Genomic DNA, 19714 nt, shown 5'->3' with positions numbered 1-19714 from the left:
GCGGTATGGCAGTCAGGCGGCGGGGAGGGGCGGTCGCCTGCGCTGGGCGACAGGCAGCGGCGCGGTGCACATTATTGCGTGCCGATCGCCAGGGGCTGTTAACGCGACCGGCATTGCCAGGTTGCCGGGCGCGGCGCTCGCGGGTTGCCCGAGGAGCTTCGCCCGTACCCCCATCCGCCCCTTCGGAGCACCTTCCCCCGTGGGGAGAAGGGAGCCATTGTCGGACAGTGCCAGCAAGCGCTGGCGCTGCGGCCCTGTGACCGGCTGATTGCGCCGTTACCGCGCCGCGGCACCGCAGTGGCCGGCTTCGTCGCCGAAGAACACCACGAAGCGGTGCGCGCGATCCAGACCGAGCAGCAGCTTCGCGCCGAGCGGACGCAGCCGCCATTGCTGTCCGTCCCGCTGGCGCAGCGCGATCTGGCCATCTTCCAGGCGCGCTTCCATGACCTCGCCCTCGCCGCTGCGCACGCTGCCATCGGCACCGAACTGCAGGCTGATCCCGTCGCCGATGGGGGCGACGAAGCGGCCGCATGGCAGCCGCGTGGCCGGCGGCGACTGCAGCAGCGCCGCGTCCACGTCTTCCAGTGCCGTGGTGCGGCCGCAGGCCACCGGATCGGACAGGGCGCAGGCCTGTTCCAGCAGCGCCTTGGCCCGCAGGAACTGGCCGGCGTCCCACTGCCGTTCCGCCGCCGCAGTGCAGATCTGCGGGGAGGCGCTGCGCTGGCACACGGCTTCGGGCTGCACTGCGGCGCCAGCCGGGGCGGGCGCGGCTGGCGCCGCCGCTGCGGGCTCGAGCAGCGCACGGCAGGCGAAAGGCAACTGCGGCCCGCACAGCGCCGCGGCGTGCGCCTGGTCGCCTCGAGCCAGCCGCTGCGCGCAGGCCGGCAGGTCCGCGCGGCACTGGGCGATCGCTGCTGTCGGCGCCGGGGCGGACGCGGCGCAGGGCGTGCTGTTGCCGCGCCGATAGACGGTGCCGTCCGCCGCACGGACCTGCGCGGCGTCTGCCGACAGCGTGTAGCGCTCGCTGCGGCCGCTGGCCAGATCGAACAACTGCAAGGCGTTGCCCTCGCGCAGCAGATGTAAGCGCCGCGGCGTGTCCTGCTCGGGTTCCAGCCGCGCGCTGTCGGCGCTTTCCAGATACAGCGCGTTCTGTGCGCCGTCCACGTACAGGCCGCAGACGGGGGCGACGGGCGCGGCGTCGGCGCAGGCGGCGATGCCGAACCAGGCCAGGGCGGACAGGGTGGCGCCGGCCAGGAAGCGGCGGCTGGGGCAATGCGATGTCATCGGAAGTCCTTTTCGAAGCCGGCGCGATGCCGGCGGGTGGGATCAGCTGCGGAATTCGGCGCGGATCGCCGGCCGGTACAACTGGTAGACGAACCAGCCGTGCAGCGCGGCGAACACCAGCGCGGTCACCGTGGCGGTGGCCATGCTGATCATGCGCCCGTTCTGCAGCTGGCCAAGCAACTGCGCGCCGTCGGCGCTGTGCAGCATCGCCTCGGGCAGCATCTGGCGCATCGCGCCGAAGAATTGCCACAACAGCGGCAGGCTGGCGAAGTTGGCCAGGCCGGTGACGACCAGGAAGGCGACGAAGCTCAGTCGTGCCCATTCGCGCCGTTGCTGCAGTCCCCAGGCGGAGGCGCTGAACAGCAGCGCCAGCAACGCCGACAGCAGCGACAGCGCGAACAGATGGTCCAGGCACCATTGCCACAGCGCCGGCAGCGCGATGCCGATGCGCACGACCACCTCTTGCAGCGCGCCATCGGGCAGCAGCGCCAGCACCGCCAGCTGGCCCAGCGCGTACAGCAGCCAGACCACGCCGACCACCAGCGAGATCTTCGCCATCGTGTCGATCATCGGGTTGCGTGCGGCGGGCAGCGGCGGGGGTGGCATCGGCGGTCCTTCGATGGGTGGCGGCATGAGGGGGCCGCGAAGCATCCGGCAAGGATAGGGCGGGTTGCCGCCGGCGCAAGCTGCGCCCCTTCGCCCGTCGGTTACCGGGAAGCCGGCGCTTCGCCCGTCGCGACCGCAGTCGCCCCCACAACAGACCCTGCGGTCCGCAGGAAATCCCTGTAGGAGCGGCTTCAGCCGCGACCATTTGCCACAGACAGCCCTACTTCAACTGCTGCTCGAACAGCTTCAGCACCCGCTTGTACTCGTCCAGCCACGAATCGGCGCGGGTGAAGCCATGTTTTTCCAGCGGGTACGGCGCGATCTCCCAGTTGTCCTTGTGCAGCTCGATCAGCTTCTGGCTCATGCTCACCGAATCGCGGAAGAACACGTTGTCGTCGATCATGCCGTGGGCGATCAGCAGGTGGTCGCGCAGGCCGGCGGCGTATTCGATCGGCGAGGAGGCGCGGTAGGCCTCCGGGTCCAGCTCCGGGGTGTTGAGGATGTTGGCGGTGTACTCGTGGTTGTACTGGGTCCAGTCGCCGACCGGGCGCAGCGCGGCGCCGGCCTTGAACGTGCCGGGGCTGCGGAACAGCGCCATGTAGGTCATGAAGCCGCCGTAGGAGCCGCCGTAGATGCCGGCGCGGTCGCGGTCGCCCTGCTTGTCGGCGACCAGCCAGTCCAGGCCGTCCAGGTAGTCCTCCAGTTCCGGATGGCCCATGTTGCGGTAGATCGCGGTGCGCCAGTCGCGGCCGTAGCCGGCGCTGGCGCGGTAGTCCAGGTCGAGCACCACGTAGCCCTTCTGCACCAGCAGGTTGTGGAACATCTGCTCGCGGAAATACGGGGTGTAGCGCGCCGACACGTTCTGCAGGTAGCCGGCGCCGTGCACGAACATCACGATCGGGTAGCGCTTGCCAGGTTCGGGATGCTGCGGGCCGTAGTACTTGCCCCAGACCACGCCGGCGCCATGCTTGGACGGCACCTGCACGTACTGCGGCTGGATCCAGTTGCGCGCCTTGAACGCGGCGCTGCGGGTGTCGGTAAGGGTGCGCGCGTTGCCGCCGGCCACCGGCACGACCGCCAGCTGCGGCGGCAGGTAGCTGCCCGAATAGCGCACCAGCAGCTGCTGGCCGTCCGGCGACAGCGCGAAGTCTTCCACGCCGTCGAGCGCGGTCAGTTCGCTGACGCGGTCGTCGCGCAGGTCGAGCTTGCATACTTCGTAGTCGCCCGGCCACTTGCGGTTGCACAGGAACAGGAAGCCCTGGCCATCGGCCGTGGCGACCGGCGCGGAGACTTCCCATTTGCCCGAGGTGCGCTGCCGCGGCTTGTCGGTGCCGCGCTGGGTGTACAGGTGCGCATAGCCGGATTGCTCGGACAGCAGCCACAGCGTCTGGTTGTCGGGCAGCCAGCCGAAGTCGTTGAAGCTCCAGCCGATCCAGGCCGCGTCGGTGAGGCGGTGGCGGTTGAGCAGGGTGGCCTTGTCCAGATCGACGCTGGCGATCCAGCGGTCCTTGTTGTCGACCGCGCGCAGCATCACCGCGACATTGCGGCCGTCGGCGCTCCAGTGCAGCGCCGGACCGGCGCCGTCGCCGTCGGTCTCCACGCGGATCGCGCGCGGCCCCTTCAGCGGTTCCTGCTTGGCCGCCTTGCGCAGCGCCGCCAGCGGATCGGCGTCGATGCCGGGCAGGCCGGCCACATCGAGCTTGCGCGCGCTGCCGGCGACCACGTCCACCAGCCACAGAGTCTGCGCCAGCGGCGGATTGCGGCCGACGCGGGTGCGCGCTTCCTGGAATTCCTCGTAGCCCGATTCGGTCACGTACTTGGGCATCTTGCCGTCGCGGCCTTCGTCGCCGCCCTTGGCGTGGGTGACCACCAGCAGGTGGCGGCCGTCCGGCGACAGCGCGCTGTCGTCGATGGCCACGTCCTCGCCCAGGTATACCGGCGCCGGCGCGCGGCTGCCGTCGGCGCGGCGCCAGGCCTGTTCCTGCTGCCGTGCCAGCTCGCGCTGCGCGCGGTCGCGGGCCAGGGTCTCCAGGGTGCGCAGCTGCTGCTCGCGCAGCGCGTCGGGCTTGGGCGCGGCGTCGGGATCGCGCTCGGCCTTGAGCACCGCCGCCTGCAGCGTGCCGCCGCCGGCGCTCCAGCGGTACCAGTCGTTGCCGACCCGCCACAGCGCACCGCCGTCGCTGGTGAACTGCGGGCGCGAGGCGGCCTCGTTGCTGCGGGTCAGCTGGGTCAGCGCGCCGCTGCGCAGGTCGCGCAGGAACACGTCGCCGTTGCGCACGAACAGCATGCGCTGGCGCGTCGCGTCGTAGACCGGATCGGCCGCATCCAGCGTGCTGCGCTGGGTGTCCTCGACGCGCTGCGCGGCGGCACCGTCGACGCCCTGGCGGTAGGTGTCGCGCACCGGGCTGCCGGCGCGCTTGAGCTGGTACTGCACCTGGCGCCCGTCCCAGGCCCACCAGGCGGCCTCGACCGGCGGTCCGATCCAGTCCGGATCGGCCATCGCCTGCTCGATCGTCAACGGGGCAGCGGCCTCCTGCGCGACGGCCAGCGGCGCCAGGCAGGACAGGGACAGCAACACAACGCACAGGGTTACGCGACGCATCTGGATTCCGGACGAACGGGCAAGCGGGGAGGGTAGCAGGGGGGCTGGGAATCGGGAATCGGGAATGGGGAATTGCAAAGGCGCTTTGCTTGCGCCTCGCCTTGCACGCGCGATCAAAGCAACAGGAAACCGCTCTTGCCATTCCCGATTCCCGATTCCCGATTCCCAGCCCCCCTGCGACAACCCGTCACACGCATTTTCACGGCCTGGGGCTAACAATGACGCTCAGTTACGGTTTCACGAGCGAACGTCCCATGGACGCAGTGCTGCTCTCGCGCATCCAGTTCGGATTCGTCATCAGTTTCCACGTGTTGTTCCCGGCCTTCACCATCGGCCTGTCGAGCTGGCTGGCGTTCCTGGAATGGCGCTGGCTGCGCACCCGCGACACGCTGTGGCGCGATCTGTATTTCTTCTGGCTGAAGATCTTCGCGGTGTCGTTCGGCATGGGCGTGGTCAGCGGCATCGTGATGAGCTTCCAGTTCGGCACCAACTGGTCGGTGCTCAGCGAGCGCGCCGGCAACATCCTCGGCCCGCTGCTCAGCTACGAGGTGCTGACCGCGTTCTTCCTGGAGGCCTCGTTCCTCGGGGTGATGCTGTTCGGCTGGCGCAAGGTGCCGGAGAAGCTGCATTTCCTGTCCACCTGCCTGGTCGCGCTGGGTACGCTGATCTCCACGTTCTGGATCCTGTCGGCCAACAGCTGGCTGCACACGCCGGCCGGCTACGCGATCGTCGATGGCGTGTTCCAGCCGGCCAGCTGGCGCGAGGTGATCTTCAATCCGTCGTTCCCGTATCGGTTGACGCACATGGTGCTGGCCGCGTTCATCACCACCTGCTTCGTGATCGGTGGGGTCAGCGGCTGGTACCTGCGCCGCGGCGTGCACGTGGAGGTGGCGGGGCGGATGCTGAAGCTGGCGGTGGCGTTCGCCGCGATCGCGGTGCCGCTGCAGATCGCCGCCGGCGACGCGCATGGCCTGAACACGCTCGAGCACCAGCCGATGAAGGTGGCGGCGATGGAGGCGCATTGGCATGGCGAGGCGCCCGGTGCCGGCGTGCCGCTGGTGCTGTTCGCGGTGCCCAACGAGAAAGCCGAGCGCAACGACTACGAGGTCAAGATCCCGCGCGTGGGCAGCCTGATCCTGACCCACACCCTGGATGGCGAGATCGCGCCGCTGACCTCGGTGCCGGCCGACGAGCGGCCGCCGGTGAAGCCGGTGTTCTACGCGTTCCGGATCATGGTCGGGCTGGGCATGGCGATGCTCCTGCTGGCCTTCGTGTCGCTGTTCTTTTGGTGGCGCGGCACGCTGTTGCGGCGGCGCTGGCTGCACGTGGCCTGGAACGCGATGCTGCCGGCCGGGTTCGTGGCCTTGCTGGCCGGCTGGTTCGTCACCGAGATCGGGCGCCAGCCGTACGTGATCTACGGCCTGCTGCGCACCCGCGATGCGGTCAGCGCGATCAGCCCGGCGATGGTGTGGGTGTCGCTGGGCGTGTACGTGGCCGCGTATGCCTTCGTGTTCGGCTTCGGCGGCTGGTACATCCTGAAGATGCTGCGCAAGGGGCCGCTGCCGCACGAGCCCGAGCCGCAACTGCAGGATGGCGACAAGACCCCGGCGCGGCCGATCTCGGCGGCCGACGACAACCTCGAGGAGACGCGCTGATGGACATGGCCACCGTGCTGCCGGTGATCTGGTTCGGGGTGATCGGATTCGGCGTGCTGATGTACGTGCTGCTGGACGGCTTCGTGCTCGGCCTGGGCATCCTCGCCCCGTTCGCCGAGGACGAGGACCAGCTCGACCTGATGATGAACACCGCCGCGCCGATCTGGGACGGCAACGAGACCTGGCTGGTGCTCGGCGGTGCCGGCCTGCTGGCGGCGTTCCCCAAGGCCTATGCGCTGATCCTGTCGGCGCTGTACCTGCCGGTGCTGATGATGCTGATCGCGCTGGTGTTCCGCGGCGTGGCCTTCGAGTTCCGCTTCAAGGCGCACACTTCCAAGTACCTGTGGGGCTGGGCGTTCGCCGCCGGCTCGCTGTGCGCGGCGTTCTGGCAGGGCGTGATTCTCGGCGCGCTGGTCGAGGGCATGCCGCTGCAGGGCGGCAAGTATCTGGGCGGCGTGCTGGGCTGGTTCAGCCCGTTCTCGATGCTGACCGGCGCGGCGGTGGTGTTCGGCTATGCGCTGCTCGGCGGCAGCTGGTTGATCCTGAAGACCGAGGGGCCGATGCAGCGCATCGCGCGTTCGCTGACCCGGCCGCTGGTGCTGGTGGTGGTGGTGTTCATGGGCCTGGTCAGCGCCTGGCTGCCGTTCCTGGACTCGCGGATCATGGCGCGCTGGTTCCACGGCGGCAATTTCTGGTGGCTGTCGCCGGTGCCGCTGCTGGTGCTGGTCAACGCGTTCGCGCTGTGGCGCGCGGCGATGGCGCAGGGCCGCGATGCGCGCCCGTTCCTGCTGACCCTGTGTTTCTTCGTGCTCGGGTTCTTCGGCCTGGTGCTGGGCATCTGGCCGAACATCGTGCCGCCGGGGCTGACCATCTGGGAAGCGGCCTCGCCGCCGTCCTCGCAGGGCTTCGTGCTGGCCGGGCTGGTGGTGTTGCTGCCGGTGATCCTGGGCTATACCGCATGGTCGTACCGGGTGTTCCGCGGCAAGATCACCGCCGACAGCGGCTACCACCACTGAGTCCGGCGGCACCGGCGCGCCGCTTGCCGCGATCGCGTGCGCGGCGGCGCCGGCTTGCCAGCGGCGGCGGTGGCGGCCAAGCTACCGATTCGCGCTGCCCGTTGCGGGCCTGTCGCCCGCCGAGCCTTCGCCACGCATGCCTGTCGCTTCGTCCGCCGTTTCCCCGCCGCTGCTGCATCCTCTTGCCGTCGGCGACCTGCACCGTCCGCTGGCCTATGCCGGCGGCCAGCACATCGATCTGGCCACCTTCCTCGGCCACGTGCGCGGCCTGGCCGCTGTGCTGCCGCCGGGCCGGCATGCGCTGAACCTGTGCGAGGACCGCTACCGCTTCATGGTCGCGTTCTGCGCGGTCGCGCTGCGCGGGCAGACCTCGCTGCTGCCGTCCTCGCGCGCGCCGGCGGTGGTCGCCGAAGTGCAGCGCAGCCATGCAGACAGCTATTGCCTGGGCGACCTGGAACTGGCCGAACCGCCGCCGCGCTACTGGCAGCTGCCCGAGCCGTTGCCGAGCCTGGACGGCGACATGCCGCAACTGGCGGACGATGCGCTCGTCGCGATCGGCTTCACCTCCGGCAGCACCGGCACGCCGAAACCCAACCCCAAGACCTGGGGCAGTTTCCTGACCAGCACCCGCCAGGATCTGCTGGCGCTGGTCGGATTGTGGGAGGCGGACGCGGTACCGCAGGTGGTGGCGACGGTGCCGCCGCAGCACATGTACGGCATGGAGCTGTCGATCCTGTTGCCGCTGGTGACGCCTCTGGCGGTACATGCCGGGCGGCCGTTCTTCCCCGAGGACGTGGCGCGCGCGCTGGCGCAGGTGCCGGCGCCGCGGCTGCTGGTGACCACGCCGGTGCATCTGCGCGCGCTGGTCGAATCCGGCGTCGCCCTGCCGCCGCTGGCCGGCATCGTCTCGGCCACCGCGCCGCTGGCGCAGGAACTGGCCGCGGCCGCCGAGGCGCGCTTCGGCGGGCAGGTGCGCGAGATGTTCGGTTCCACCGAAACCTGCGTGTTCGCCAGCCGCCGCACCGCCTGCGAAGCGCAGTGGACGCCGCTGCCCGGCGTGCGCGTGGCACCGCAACCAGATGGCACGTTGGTGCACGCGCCGCACCTGCCGCAGCCGGTGCTGCTGGCCGACCTGATGGACGTGGACGCCGACGGCCGCTTCCAGGTCCGCGGCCGCCAGGCCGACCTGCTGGAGATCGCCGGCAAGCGCGCCTCGCTGGCCGACCTGACCCGGCGCCTGCTGGGCGTGCCGGGCGTGGTCGACGGCGCGATGCTGCAGCTGGAACCCGAACCCGGCCAGGCGGTCGGCCGCATCGCCGCCGTAGTGGTCGCGCCGACCCTGGACGAAGCCGCGATCCTGGCCGCATTGCGCCGCGAGCTGGACCCGGTGTTCCTGCCGCGCCGCCTGCGCAAGCTCGATGCCTTGCCGCGCAACGAAACCGGCAAGCTGCCGCGCGATCGGTTGCTGGCGTTGTTGGCGGGGGAGCGCGAAGGCTGAGGGGTGGTCAGTGCCGGATGCCGTCGTGCTTCCGGCGACTGTCGAATCTGCAGAGCATGACGCTGCAGTGGCCGGGGAATTCGCTGCTGTTCCTGATTGGATAGGTGGATACGGTACGCGGCACGCATCTCGCACGCCCTGGCGGTCGTCACTGCCTTTGGCACTCGGCCCGGCCTCAACGCCGAATGGACCAGCCGCCGCTCTTCAGGATAAAGCGCTCAATACCTTCGCCACGAGGCGCTCCAGGTCCACCGGCACGCGCGTATCCACCGCGACCACCGTCCCCAGTCCAACCGGCCCGGCGTACTCCGCAAGCATGTCCGGCGGCAGTTCTTTCAACGGATGCGCGGCGTGATGTGCGCTGGCCGCCGCACGATCCCGAAAACGTCGGGCGGTTTCGTCGGGACCGCAGTCGCAATGAACTTCGACGATGACCGCGTCCAGGCTGGTCAGTTTTTCGCGTTCGTACGCGCTGCGCGGCCGGAAGTTTGCTTCCAGCACCGCTTGCGGCGCGTGGCGCGCCAGCGACCAGAGCAGTTCCATCGCCGCGCCGCCGAGACGGCGTGACGCGGCCAGATCGCCGCCGCTGTCGCCGAGGCTGTCGGTCAGCGTTTCCTTGATGACATCCTTGCAGAACAGCGGAAAGCCGAGCCGTTTGGCAAGCGGCATCGCCAGGGTGGTTTTTCCTGCGCCAGGCGCGCCGGAAACGATCACGATCTTGCGGCGAATGTCGGACATGGAATGCCAGTGCACAGGTCTGGATCGGATGCCGCCGATTATCTGGCGACGCTACTCGGGGTTCGGTGCGCGCATGCGAGCACCGAACCGGGCGGCCGCCGCTACCGAACATCTTGCGTTGTTCGACGCCTCGCCGAGCAGGCGCTACCGCCGCCATGACGGCAGGCGGATACCCTCAGCCGCGCGCACGCTCAACCATGCACGCCATCGATCTCCACCGCCAGTTCGTTGCGGCAGATCACCGCATGCAGCAGCAGGCGTGGCACGCGCTCGCCGAAGCGGGCGTCCAGCGCGGCGGCGACCAACGGCAGGTCGGCCGCTTCGCGTACGTAGACCTTGAGCCGGGTGCCGTCGCCGAACTGCGCCGGCAGATCGGGGGCGTGGATGCGTGCGGCGCCCAGCAGCGCATCGAAATTGGCGAAGGTTTCTTCCAGCTGCGCCAGCAGCTGGCCGGTGTGCATCGAGGCGTGGCCGACCACGCTGGCGGTGCCGGACAGCAGCAGCGGCATGTCGCTGCCGGCCGGCGGCAGCATCGCGCGGGCGAAGCTCGGCGATTGCGGGCCGTACTGGCGCGGGTAGCGGTAGGCGCTGACCTGGCGCGGGTTCTCCAGCGGCGTGCCGGCCTGCGCGGCGGCCAGCCAGTAGATCTGCATCACCCGCGCGTCGTCGCAACGGCCGACCGCGGTGGCGGCCGGCAGCTGGCTGGCGTCGAAATCGCCCAGGCCGCGCGCGCGGCCGACGCAGAACTGGCGGTAGCGCTCGCGGTCGCCGCTGCCCAGGGTGATCGCGTCGAGGTAGTTCCAGATGCGCAGCAGGCGCGGCGTGGCGCTGCGGCCGACGAAGGCGGTGATCTGCGCGTAGGCCAGGCGCGAGGCCTCTTCGATCTCCAGCGTCTGCTCGTCGATCTCGATCACGCCGAACTGCAGGCGCCCGTCGCTGGCCCAGGCGATGTCGCCGTCGCGGCCGCTGCTGACCGGCGCGTCGGTGCGCCAGACCTCGAGCATGCGCGGGCCGTGCGGCTGCAGCGGCACGCGCAGGTAGCGCGGATCGTCGTGGTGCGGCGCGTCGTTGCCGAAGCCGAACACCGCCAGCACCCGTTCGTCGCGCAGCAGCGCGCCCGGATCGGTCTCGGCGACGTAGTCCACCTGCAGCTGCGGGTGGCGCTGCGCGTGGGACGGGAACTGCGGGTGCGGCCGGCTCATGAGTTGTCTCCGTGCAAGGTGTCGCCGTGGAACTGTTCGCGTGCCTGGCGGCGTCGCTGGCGCCAGGACCGCCAGGCGCGCGGCAGCATCGCCGCTGCGGACATGGCGTAGATCGCGCGGAACACGCGCAGCCGGCGCAGGACCCCGCGGTTGTCGAAGACATCGCCGGCCAGCATCGCCACGATCGCCTGTTCCACCTGCAGCACGTTGCGCGGCTGCGCGAACAGCTCGCGCATGGTCGGCGAGGTGAAGCGGTAGATGAACCATTTGAATTCGTCCAGGCCGCGGCGCAGGTGTTTCTCCAGGCCGCGCTGCAGCCGCGCCTCGCGCGCCGGATCGCGCAGCGCCGCATCCACCATCGCCGCGCCGCGTTCGGCGCTGTGCATGGCCAGGTACACGCCGGAGGAGAACATCGGATCGACGAAGGCATAGGCGTCGCCGAGCATCAGCCAGCGCGGCCCGCTCATGCGCGTGCACTCGTAGGCGTAGTTGCCGGTGGCGTGCACCGGCGCCACCCGCTGCGCGCCGGCCATGCGCTCGACCACGTCCGGGTTCAGCGCCAGGGTGCGCATCAGGAACGCCTCGCTGTCGCCCTGGCGGGTCTTCATGTATTCCGGGTAGCACACCGCGCCGACGCTCATCACGTCGTCGGGCAGCGGAATCAGCCACATCCAGCCGTGCGGATGGCGGTAGATGCTGATGTTGCCGGCATCCTCGCCGGGACGCCGCGCCACGCCGCGGAAATGGCTGAACAACGCCGCCGACTGGTGCTGGGCGTTGGCGCGCTTGAGCTTGAGCTTGTTGCCGAGGAAGGTGTCGCGGCCGCTGGCGTCGATCAGGTAGCGCGGACAGAAGCTGTGCACGCCGTCGGCGCTGCGCGCCTGCACCAGCGGCTGCGCGCCGTCCAGCTGCACGGTCTCGACCTTGACCCCTTCGCGCAGATCGGCGCCGGCGGCGCGGGCGTGGGCGAACAGCACCCGGTCGAAGTCGGCGCGCGGCACCTGGAACGCGTAGTCGGACTGCGCGTCCAGCGCCTTGGCGAAGCGGAAGGTGTTGTAGCCGCCGCTGTCGTTGGGGAAATCGGCGCCGAGCTTGAGCACGCCGATCGCGCGCACCTGTTCGAGCACCCCCAGCCGCTGCAGGATCGGGATGTTCATCGGCAGCAGCGATTCGCCGATGTGGAAGCGCGGATGGTGGTCCTTCTCCAGCAGGGTCACCTGCCAGCCCTGTTGCGCCAGCAGGGTCGCCGCGGCGCAACCGGCCGGGCCGCCGCCGATCACCAGCACATCGGGCGTTTCCGCCGCGGCGGCCTGCGGCGTGGCGGGCGAGGGCGCGGGCGCGCGGGCGGGAGCGGTGGAATTCATCCTGAAAAACCTGCGGCTGACATGTAAGACGAGGGTCATGATAGCTTGCCTGCCAGGGTCGGACAGTTGCGTCGCTGCGCCCGATGCACCATCTTGTCGCACCTGTCCTCACCGCCTGGAAGCCCCTGGATGTCTTCGCAAACCGCCGCCGAACGTGAACTGGCCGAGCTGCTGGTCGAGAGCCTGAACCTGGAAGACGTGCAGCCCGGCGACATCGATCCGGAGGCGCCGCTGTTCAATACCGGGCTGGGACTGGACTCGATCGACGCGCTGGAACTGGCGCTGGCGATCAGCAAGCGCTACGGCTTCCAGCTGCGCTCGGACAACGACGAGAACCGCCGCATCTTCGCCTCGCTGCGCGCATTGTCGGCGCATGTCGAAGTCAACAAGACCAGCTGAGCCGGCCGCCGCCGCGCCGTGGGCGCTGGCGCTGGGGGTGTTGCTGGCGCTGGCGTATTCGCCGCTGGCGCACTGGGCCAACGCCGCGCACCGTTCCGATCTGGCCGTTCTGGCCGGCGCGGCGCTGGTGCTGATGGTGCTGGTGGAGCCGATGGCGCGGCTGCGGCCGTGGGCCTGGACGCTGGCGCTGCTGGCGCTGGCCGCGCTGCTGCCGTTGTGGCGCTCGCCGCACGCGCTGCTGCTGCTGGCCGCGCCGCCGGTGCTGTTCACCGCCTGGGTGGCGTGGTTCTTCGGGCGTAGCCTGCAGCGCGGGCGCACGCCGCTGATCTCGCGCATCGTCGAGGCGCTGTACCGCCAGGCCGGCTTGCCGCTGACCCCCGAGCAACTGCGCTATACGCGCCGGCTGACCCTGGCCTGGGCGCTGCTGCTGGCCGCCATGACCTTGCTGAACCTGTTGCTGGCGCTGTGCGCCGTGCCCAGCGGGGTGCTGGCGCAGCTGGGGCAGGCTTCGCCGCTGCCAATCGGCGATGCGCGCGCCTCGCTGATCGCCAATCTGCTGGGCTACGGCGTCATCGGCGGCTTCTTCGTCGGCGAGTACTTCCTGCGCGGGCGCTGGTTTCCGCAGCGTCCCTACCGTAATCTGCCTGACTTCCTGCACCAGCTGGCGCGGCTGGGGCCGGTTTTTTGGCGCGATCTATTGCGCTGACGCGCGCATCGGGGGATGCAGAGGCTTGTGCAGATCATCAAGGACAAACTGAAGATGCCGCAGGCAGGGATGCCGTCGCGCATGGCCTGGGCCGTGTGGAATGCCTTGCAACTGCTGTTCACCCTGAGCTTCACCGGGGTCGGCATCGTCGTGGCGCTGGGCCTGTTGCTGCTGGCCGGGCCGCGGCTGCCGCTGCGCATGGGCGCGCGGGTGTGGGCGCCGGTGCTGTTCTTCGGCGCCGGCGTGCGCTTCGAAGTGGAGGGCCAAGAGCGGGTGGACTGGTCGCGCAACCACCTGTTCGTCAGCAACCACCAGTCGATCATCGACATCTGCGCGCTGTTCGCGGCGCTGCCGGTGCCGCTGCGCTTCCTGCTCAAGGACGAAATGCTGCAGGTGCCATTCGTGAGCTGGTATGCGCGCGCCACCGGCATGCTGTTCCTGGACCGCGACAGCCGCCGCGCCGGCGCTATGGTCCGGCGCCAGGCCGCGGCCTTGCTGCGCCAGGGCCAGGACCTGTGCCTGTTCCCGGAAGGCACCCGCAGCCGCAACGGCGAACTGGCCGAATTCAAGGCCGGGCTACTGCAGGCCGCTATCGATGCTGGCGTGGACGTGGTGCCGGTGGCGTTGGACGGAGCGGGCAAGGTGCTGCCGTCGACCAGCCTGTTCCGGGTGCGGCCCGGAGTGATCCGGGTGCGGATCGGCACGCCGATCAACGTGAACGGCGCCGACGGCGCGCTGGACCGGCAACAGCTGACCCAGCGCGCGCACCAGGCCGTCCGTGCCATGCTCGAACCCAGGATATGAGTCGCCAGCCTTATGGATTTCGTCGTACCGCATGATCATCCCAGCCTGCCGGGGCATTTCCCGGGCCACCCGGTCGTGCCCGGCGTAGTGGTGCTGGACCACGTGTTGCAGGCCGTGGAGGCCGCGCACGGCGCGTGCGGGCCGCTGCGCCTGCCGCAGGTGAAGTTCCTGCAGCCGCTGCTGCCCGGGCAGCCGGCGCGGGTGGAACTGGACGGCGCCGCGCCGCGCTGGCGCTTCCGCGTGCGCCGCGGCGAGGACCTGCTGGTCAGCGGCGACCTGGTCGCCGAGGCGGCTCCATGAGCGCCAGCTGGAAACACCGCCCCGAGGGTGGCGGCCGCTTCGCGCTGTGGCTGATCCGCAGCATCGCCCGCTACGGCGGCCGCGCCCTCGGGCGCCTGCTGCTGTATCCGATCACCCTGTATTTCCTGCTGGTGCGCGGCCCGGAGCGGCGCGACTCGCGCGACTACCTGGGCCGCGTGTTCGGCCGTCCGGCCACGCTGCTGGACGTGGCCCGGCACATCCACACCTTCGCCTCGACCATCCTGGACCGGGTGTTCATGCTGTGCGGGCAGATGCACCGCTTCCGGGTCGACATCCAGGGCCTGGAGCAACTGCATGCGCAGATGGACCGCGGCCGCGGCGTGCTGATCTTCGGCTCGCACCTGGGCAGCTTCGACGCGCTGCGGGTGCTGGCCACCGAACGCCCCGACGTGCAGGTCAAGGTGGTGCTGGACAAGGCCCACAACCCGGCGATGACCGAACTGCTGGGCGCGCTGAACCCGCAGCTGGCGGCCAACATCATCGATGCCGGCATGGACAGCACCTCGATCGTCATGGCGATCAAGCAGGCCACCGACGAAGGCGCGCTGGTCGCGCTGCTGGTCGATCGGCCGCGCCCGGAAGACCCGGCGCTGCCGGCCGCGTTCATCGGCCAGGGCGCGATGTTCCCGACCTCGCCATGGCTGATCGCCGCGGCGCTGAAGGTGCCGGTGGTGCTGGCGTTCGGCCTGTACCGCGGCGGCAACCGCTACCAGCTGGTGTTCGAGACCTTCAGCGAAGGCCTGGACCTGCCGCGCCGGCAGCGTGCGCCGGCATTGGCCGCGCTCATCCGCGATTACGCCGCCAGGCTGGAACATTACACGCGCTCCGCGCCGTACAACTGGTTCAACTTCTACGATTTCTGGAACAACCGCCATGCCGATGCGCCGCACCTTGCCGTGGATGCTGATACTGCTGTGCAGCGCCGCACCGCTGTGCGCCGCGTCGCCTGAGCCGCTCGACCCCGGCTGGATCCTGCAGAAGCTGGCGCGGCCGGTCCCGGTCAGCACCGATTTCGTCGAACTGCGCGGCTCGGCGCTGCTGAAGGCGCCGCTGCGCGTGCAGGGCCAGTACCGGCGCCCGGACACCGACACGCTGGTGCGCGAAGTCACCGCGCCGTACCGCGAGACCACCACCCTGCGCGGCGGCGAAGCGACGCTGGAGCGCGCCGGCAAGGCGCCGCGGCGTTTCTCGCTGTCGCGGGTGCCGGAACTGGCGGGCCTGCAGAACGGCTTCGGCGCGCTGCTGTCCGGCGACCGCGCGCAATTGCAGCAGCACTACACGCTGAGCAGCAGTGGCACCCGCGAACGTTGGCAGTTGCAACTGCAGCCCAAGGACCCGGCGCTGGCCGCGCAGGTGCGCAGCCTGCGCCTGTACGGCCGCGGCGCCGAGCTGCGCTGCATCGAGACCACCCCGGCCAAGGGCGATGTGCAGCGGACCCTGCTGGCCGGCGCCGCGCGCGACGCGGCCAGCCTGGCCGAGACCGAGGCGCTGACCGCGCTGTGCCACGGCGACGCGCGCTGATGTCGGCCCGCATTAGTTGCAGGCGGGCCGTGCTGCGCGCGGCCTCGGGGAAGAACGTGCTGGCACTTGCGTGGTCGCAGCGATGAAACGCGAACTGAGTTCGAAGGCGCGCATCTCGCTGGCACTGCTGTGGCTGGCGCTGCTGACCGTGGCCGGCATCTGGCTGGGCAACGTGCTGCAGGTGTCTGGTGACTTGCGCAAGTTCATGCCCGCCCGCGGTAGCAGGAGGCGGTTCGCAGCGCCCGATGCCGCGCGCGCGGCCCCGGATCCGGACGTGTGGGCTCTTGTGTGGTCGCAGCGATGAAACGTGAATTGAGTTCGAAGGCGCGGATTTCGCTGGCGCTGCTGTGGCTGGCGCTGCTGACCGTGGCCGGCATCTGGCTGGGCAACGTGCTGCAGGTGTCTGGCGACCTACGCAAGTTCATGCCAGAGGCCCAGACCCCCGCGCAGAAGCTCCTGCTCGACGAACTCGGCGAAGGCCCGGGCTCGCGGCTGCTGCTGATGTCGCTGTCCGGGGCCGATGCGCCGACCCTGGCGCGGCAGTCGCAGGCGATACGCGCGCAGCTGGCCGCGCAGCGCGACACCTTCGAGCTGGTCACCAATGGCGCCGATGCCGGCCTGGACGCGATCCCCGAGCGGCTGCTGGCCTACCGCTACCTGCTCAGCGACAGTTTCGACGCCCATCCGCTGGATGCGGCGACGCTGGCCGACGCGCTGCAGGCGCGGCTGCAGGACCTGGGCTCGCCGGCCGCGGCGATGGTCGAGCCGCTGCTGCCGCGCGACCCGACCCTGGAAGTGCTGCATCTGGCCGAGAGCCTGCAGCCGGCCGGCGGCCCGCAGCAGCGCGACGGGGTCTGGTTCGACCGCGCCGGCAAGGATGCGCTGCTGGTCGCGCAGACTCGCGCCGCCGGGTTCGATCCGACCGGGCAGCAGCAGGCGGTGGACGCGATCCACGCCGCCTTCGCCAAGGCCAGCGCCGGCAGCGCCAGCCGCCTGACCCTGACCGGCCCCGGCGCGTTCTCGGTGGAGATCGGCGGGCGCACCCAGAACGAGGCGCAGTGGATCGGCATGCTGGATACGCTGGGCCTGATCGTGCTGCTGCTGGTCGCCTACCGCAGCTGGAAGATCCCGGTGCTCGGCGTGCTGCCGCTGGCCAGCGCCGGCCTGGCCGGTCTGGGCGCGGTGGCGCTGCTGTTCGACGGCGTGCACGGCATCACCGTGGCGTTCGGCTTCACCTTGATCGGCGTGGTCCAGGACTATCCGATCCACCTGTTCAGCCATCAGCGCCCGGGCCTGGATCCGCGCGCCAATGCGCGCCACCTGTGGCCGACGCTGGCCACTGGCGTGGTCTCCACCTGCATCGCCTACGTCACCTTCCTGTTCTCCGGGGTGGACGGCCTGCGCCAGCTGGCGGTGTTCACCATCGCCGGGCTGCTGGTGGCGGCGCTGACCACGCGCCTGCTGCTGCCGGCGCTGATCGACCCCTCGCCGCGCGACCATGCCGATTCGCCGGCGTTGGCGCGGCTGTGGGGCGGCATCGCACGGTTGCCGCGGCCGCGCTGGTCGTTGCTGCCGCTGGCGCTGGTCGCCGCGGCGGTGATCGCGTTCGCGCCGGGCCCGTTCTGGCAGAACGACCTGTCCAAGCTGACCCCGGTGCCGGCCGACGGCCTGGCCCGCGACGCGCATCTGCGCAAGGAACTGGGCGCGCCGGACGTGCGCTACGTGTTGGCCCTGCCCGCCGCGTCTGCCGACGCCGCGCTGGCCGCTTCGGAACGGCTGCGTCCGCGCCTGGATGCGCTGGTCGCGCGCGGTGAACTGGCCGGCTACGACATGGCCGCACGCTACCTGCCCAGCGCGGCAACCCAGCAGCGGCGCCAGGCGGCGTTGCCGGCTGCGGCGCAGGCGCGCGCGCTGACCGCCGCCGCGGTGGCCGCCACGCCGTTCCGCGCCGACGCCTTCGCCCCGTTCCTGGCCGACCTGGAGCGCGCTCGCAGCGCGCCGCCGCTGACCGCGCGCGACCTGCACGGCACGCCGCTGGCGACCACGGTCGATGGCTTGTTGCTGGACCGCGCCGATCACGCCACCGCACTGGTCTCGCTGACCGGCCTGCGCGACCCGGCGCTGCTGGCCGACGCGGTGCAGGGCAGCGGCGCGCAACTGATGGATCTGAAGGAGGCCTCCGAATCGCTGGTCGCCGCCTACCGCGGCCGCGTGCTCGGCGCGCTCGGCATCGCCGCGCTGCTGCTGGCGCTGACCGTGGCGGTCGCGCTGCGCACGCCGCGCCGGATCGCGCGCGTGCTGCTGCCGATGGCGCTGACCACGCTGCTGATCCTGGCGATCCTGCGCGGCTGCGGGGTCGAACTGAACCTGTTCCACCTGATCGCGCTGATCCTGGCCGCCGGCCTGGGCCTGGACTACGCGCTGTTCTTCGACCACGCCGGAGACGACCGCGCCGACCAGCTGCGCACCCTGCACGCGCTGATCGTGTGCAGCCTGATGACGCTGCTGGTGTTCGCGCTGCTGGCCGCGTCCAGCATTCCGGTGCTGCGCGCGATCGGCAGCACGGTGGCGCTGGGCGTGCTGTTCAACTTCGTGCTGGCGCTGCTGATTTCGCGCGAGACCGCCAGCGATACGCCCGCAGCCGCGGCGCACTAGGAGAGGTTGCATGACCGAGCTTCCGCGCGGCCGCGACGCGATCGCGGCGCTGATCCCGCACCAGGGCCTGATGTGCCTGTGGGAAGAAGTCGTCGCCTGGGACGCGCAGCGCATCGTGCTGCGCAGCCACGCGCACCGCGCCGCCGAGCATCCGCTGCGCAGCGGCGGCCGCCTGCGCGCACTGCACCTGTGCGAATACGGCGCGCAGGCGATGGCGGTGCACGGCGGCCTGCTCGGCCGCGCCAGCGGCAAGCCGGTGCGCCCGGGCATGCTGGTCGCGTTGCGTGGCGTGCAACTGCACGTGGCCGATCTGCATGAGTTGCCGGAGGCGATCGAATGCGAGGCCGAGGTGCTGCTGCAGGCCGAGGACAGCCAGCAATACGGCTTCCGCATCGTGCATGGCGCGCAGCTGCTGGCCGAAGGCCGCGCCACGGTGATGCTCGGCGCGGCGTAGCTTTTCTGTAGGAGCGGCTTCAGCCGCGACGCCTTACCGAAAGTGCCTGTCGCGGCTGAAGCCGCTCCTACAAGAGCCGGCACGCGCTGGCGCCACGTCTGCGAATCGCTAGGATGGCGACCCCGCCTCCATTACGAGGAACTACGATGTCAAAGCCTTCTTCCCCGCGCCGCGCCCTGGTCACCGGCGGCAGTGGCGACCTTGGCGGTGCGATCTGCCGGCGCCTGGCCGCGGACGGGCTGCACGTGATCGTGCACGCCAACGGCAACCTGGCGCGCGCCGCCGCGGTGGTGCAGGACATCGCCGCGGCTGGCGGCAGCGCCGAGGCGGTGGCGTTCGACGTGGCCGATGCCGATGCCAGCGCCGCGGCGCTGGCGGCGCTGCTGGAGGCCGGGCCGATCCAGGTGGTGGTCAACAATGCCGGCATCCACGACGACGCGCCGATGGCCGGAATGAGCGCGGCGCAATGGCACCGGGTCATCGACGTGTCGCTGCACGGTTTCTTCAACGTGACCCAGCCGCTGCTGCTGCCGATGGCGCGCACCCGCTGGGGCCGCATCGTCAGCGTGTCGTCGGTGGCGGCGGTGCTCGGCAATCGGGGGCAGACCAACTACGCCGCGGCCAAGGCCGCGCTGCACGGCGCCAGCAAGTCGCTGGCGCGGGAGATGGCCAGCCGCGGGATCAGCGTCAACGTGGTCGCGCCCGGCGTGATCGAAGGCGCGATGGCCGGCGAGGCGTTCGCGCCGGAGGCGATCAAGCAACTGGTGCCGGCCGGCCGTCCCGGCAAGGCGGACGAGGTCGCCGCGCTGGTCGGCTTCCTGTGCTCGGATGCGGCCGGCTACATCAACGGCCAGGTGATCGGCATCAACGGCGGCATGGGCTGAGGCCC

Annotated in this window: 19 protein-coding genes; 13 read left to right on the top strand and 6 right to left on the bottom strand. The window is 70.6% G+C overall.

Annotated elements, in window-relative coordinates; all coding sequences use genetic code 11:
- Positions 1 to 276: 276 nt before the first annotated feature.
- The 3 genes from HEP74_RS20755 to HEP74_RS20745 form a co-directional block, all read right to left on the bottom strand.
- The gene (locus tag HEP74_RS20755) at positions 277 to 1284 is read right to left on the bottom strand and encodes a hypothetical protein (RefSeq protein ID WP_185814469.1); all 1008 of its coding nucleotides are present in this window, start codon (positions 1282 to 1284) and stop codon (positions 277 to 279) included.
- A 42-nt stretch (positions 1285 to 1326) separates the two neighbouring features.
- Positions 1327 to 1890, bottom strand: coding sequence for a hypothetical protein (locus tag HEP74_RS20750; RefSeq protein ID WP_185814468.1), 564 nt, complete (start codon positions 1888 to 1890; stop codon positions 1327 to 1329).
- Between the two features lie 220 nt (positions 1891 to 2110).
- The gene (locus HEP74_RS20745) at positions 2111 to 4492 is read right to left on the bottom strand and encodes a S9 family peptidase (RefSeq protein ID WP_185814467.1); all 2382 of its coding nucleotides are present in this window, start codon (positions 4490 to 4492) and stop codon (positions 2111 to 2113) included.
- A gap of 254 nt (positions 4493 to 4746) precedes the next feature.
- Between HEP74_RS20745 and HEP74_RS20740 the strand changes: the two genes are divergently transcribed.
- The 3 genes from HEP74_RS20740 (at position 4747) to HEP74_RS20730 (ending at position 8661) form a co-directional block, all read left to right on the top strand.
- Positions 4747 to 6147: a cytochrome ubiquinol oxidase subunit I gene (locus HEP74_RS20740; protein ID WP_185814466.1), complete on the top strand. Its 1401-nt coding sequence runs from the start codon at positions 4747 to 4749 to the stop codon at positions 6145 to 6147.
- Complete coding sequence (gene cydB / locus HEP74_RS20735) at positions 6147 to 7163, top strand: cytochrome d ubiquinol oxidase subunit II (RefSeq protein WP_185814465.1); 1017 nt, start codon at positions 6147 to 6149, stop codon at positions 7161 to 7163. Before HEP74_RS20740 ends, cydB begins: the two co-directional genes overlap by 1 nt.
- Positions 7164 to 7299: 136 nt before the next feature.
- Positions 7300 to 8661 carry an AMP-binding protein gene (locus HEP74_RS20730; protein ID WP_185814464.1) on the top strand — a complete coding sequence of 454 codons (1362 nt, stop codon included), beginning with the start codon at positions 7300 to 7302 and terminating at the stop codon, positions 8659 to 8661.
- A gap of 204 nt (positions 8662 to 8865) precedes the next feature.
- On the opposite strand, the gene HEP74_RS20725 is transcribed toward HEP74_RS20730, so the two are convergent.
- The 3 genes from HEP74_RS20725 to HEP74_RS20715 all read right to left on the bottom strand — a co-directional run bounded on the left by HEP74_RS20725 (position 8866) and on the right by HEP74_RS20715 (position 11965).
- Positions 8866 to 9399, bottom strand: a complete 534-nt coding sequence (locus tag HEP74_RS20725; RefSeq protein ID WP_185814463.1) for a P-loop nucleotide/nucleoside kinase family protein — start codon at positions 9397 to 9399, stop codon at positions 8866 to 8868.
- A 191-nt stretch (positions 9400 to 9590) separates the two neighbouring features.
- Positions 9591 to 10601, bottom strand: coding sequence for a chorismate transformation FkbO/Hyg5 family protein (locus HEP74_RS20720; RefSeq protein WP_185814462.1), 1011 nt, complete (start codon positions 10599 to 10601; stop codon positions 9591 to 9593).
- The gene (locus HEP74_RS20715; RefSeq protein WP_255427819.1) at positions 10598 to 11965 is read right to left on the bottom strand and encodes an NAD(P)/FAD-dependent oxidoreductase; all 1368 of its coding nucleotides are present in this window, start codon (positions 11963 to 11965) and stop codon (positions 10598 to 10600) included. The genes HEP74_RS20720 and HEP74_RS20715 overlap by 4 nt, the downstream gene beginning before the upstream one ends.
- A gap of 129 nt (positions 11966 to 12094) precedes the next feature.
- On the opposite strand from HEP74_RS20715, the gene xanC reads away from it, so the two are divergent.
- The 10 genes from xanC (at position 12095) to fabG (ending at position 19709) form a co-directional block, all read left to right on the top strand.
- Positions 12095 to 12364 carry a xanthomonadin biosynthesis acyl carrier protein XanC gene (xanC, locus tag HEP74_RS20710; protein WP_128421162.1) on the top strand — a complete coding sequence of 90 codons (270 nt, stop codon included), beginning with the start codon at positions 12095 to 12097 and terminating at the stop codon, positions 12362 to 12364.
- On the top strand, positions 12339 to 13070 hold the full coding sequence (locus HEP74_RS20705) for a COG4648 family protein (protein WP_185814461.1): 732 nt from the start codon (positions 12339 to 12341) through the stop codon (positions 13068 to 13070). Before xanC ends, HEP74_RS20705 begins: the two co-directional genes overlap by 26 nt.
- A 54-nt stretch (positions 13071 to 13124) precedes the next feature.
- The gene (locus tag HEP74_RS20700; protein WP_185816748.1) at positions 13125 to 13874 is read left to right on the top strand and encodes a lysophospholipid acyltransferase family protein; all 750 of its coding nucleotides are present in this window, start codon (positions 13125 to 13127) and stop codon (positions 13872 to 13874) included.
- A 12-nt stretch (positions 13875 to 13886) separates the two neighbouring features.
- Positions 13887 to 14174, top strand: coding sequence for an ApeI family dehydratase (locus HEP74_RS20695; RefSeq protein WP_145703931.1), 288 nt, complete (start codon positions 13887 to 13889; stop codon positions 14172 to 14174).
- Positions 14171 to 15145 carry a lysophospholipid acyltransferase family protein gene (locus HEP74_RS20690; RefSeq protein ID WP_185814460.1) on the top strand — a complete coding sequence of 325 codons (975 nt, stop codon included), beginning with the start codon at positions 14171 to 14173 and terminating at the stop codon, positions 15143 to 15145. Before HEP74_RS20695 ends, HEP74_RS20690 begins: the two co-directional genes overlap by 4 nt.
- Positions 15069 to 15716, top strand: coding sequence for a LolA-related protein (locus tag HEP74_RS20685; protein ID WP_343203493.1), 648 nt, complete (start codon positions 15069 to 15071; stop codon positions 15714 to 15716). Before HEP74_RS20690 ends, HEP74_RS20685 begins: the two co-directional genes overlap by 77 nt.
- Before the next feature lie 82 nt (positions 15717 to 15798).
- Complete coding sequence (locus HEP74_RS20680; RefSeq protein WP_185814459.1) at positions 15799 to 16020, top strand: hypothetical protein; 222 nt, start codon at positions 15799 to 15801, stop codon at positions 16018 to 16020.
- A complete protein-coding gene (locus tag HEP74_RS20675) occupies positions 16017 to 18371 on the top strand; it encodes an MMPL family transporter (protein ID WP_185814458.1) in 2355 nt (784 codons plus the stop codon). The genes HEP74_RS20680 and HEP74_RS20675 overlap by 4 nt, the downstream gene beginning before the upstream one ends.
- A gap of 10 nt (positions 18372 to 18381) precedes the next feature.
- Positions 18382 to 18825 (top strand): hotdog family protein, encoded by a 444-nt coding sequence (locus HEP74_RS20670; RefSeq protein WP_185814457.1) that lies wholly within the window; start codon positions 18382 to 18384, stop codon positions 18823 to 18825.
- 146 nt (positions 18826 to 18971) lie between these two features.
- Positions 18972 to 19709 carry a 3-oxoacyl-ACP reductase FabG gene (fabG, locus tag HEP74_RS20665; protein ID WP_185814456.1) on the top strand — a complete coding sequence of 246 codons (738 nt, stop codon included), beginning with the start codon at positions 18972 to 18974 and terminating at the stop codon, positions 19707 to 19709.
- The last annotated feature ends 5 nt before the right edge of the window (positions 19710 to 19714 follow it).

It is taken from the genome of Xanthomonas sp. SS, assembly GCF_014236835.1.
Taxonomy (GTDB): Bacteria; Pseudomonadota; Gammaproteobacteria; order Xanthomonadales; family Xanthomonadaceae; genus Xanthomonas_A.
This window is presented reverse-complemented; position numbering and strand designations above follow the sequence as displayed.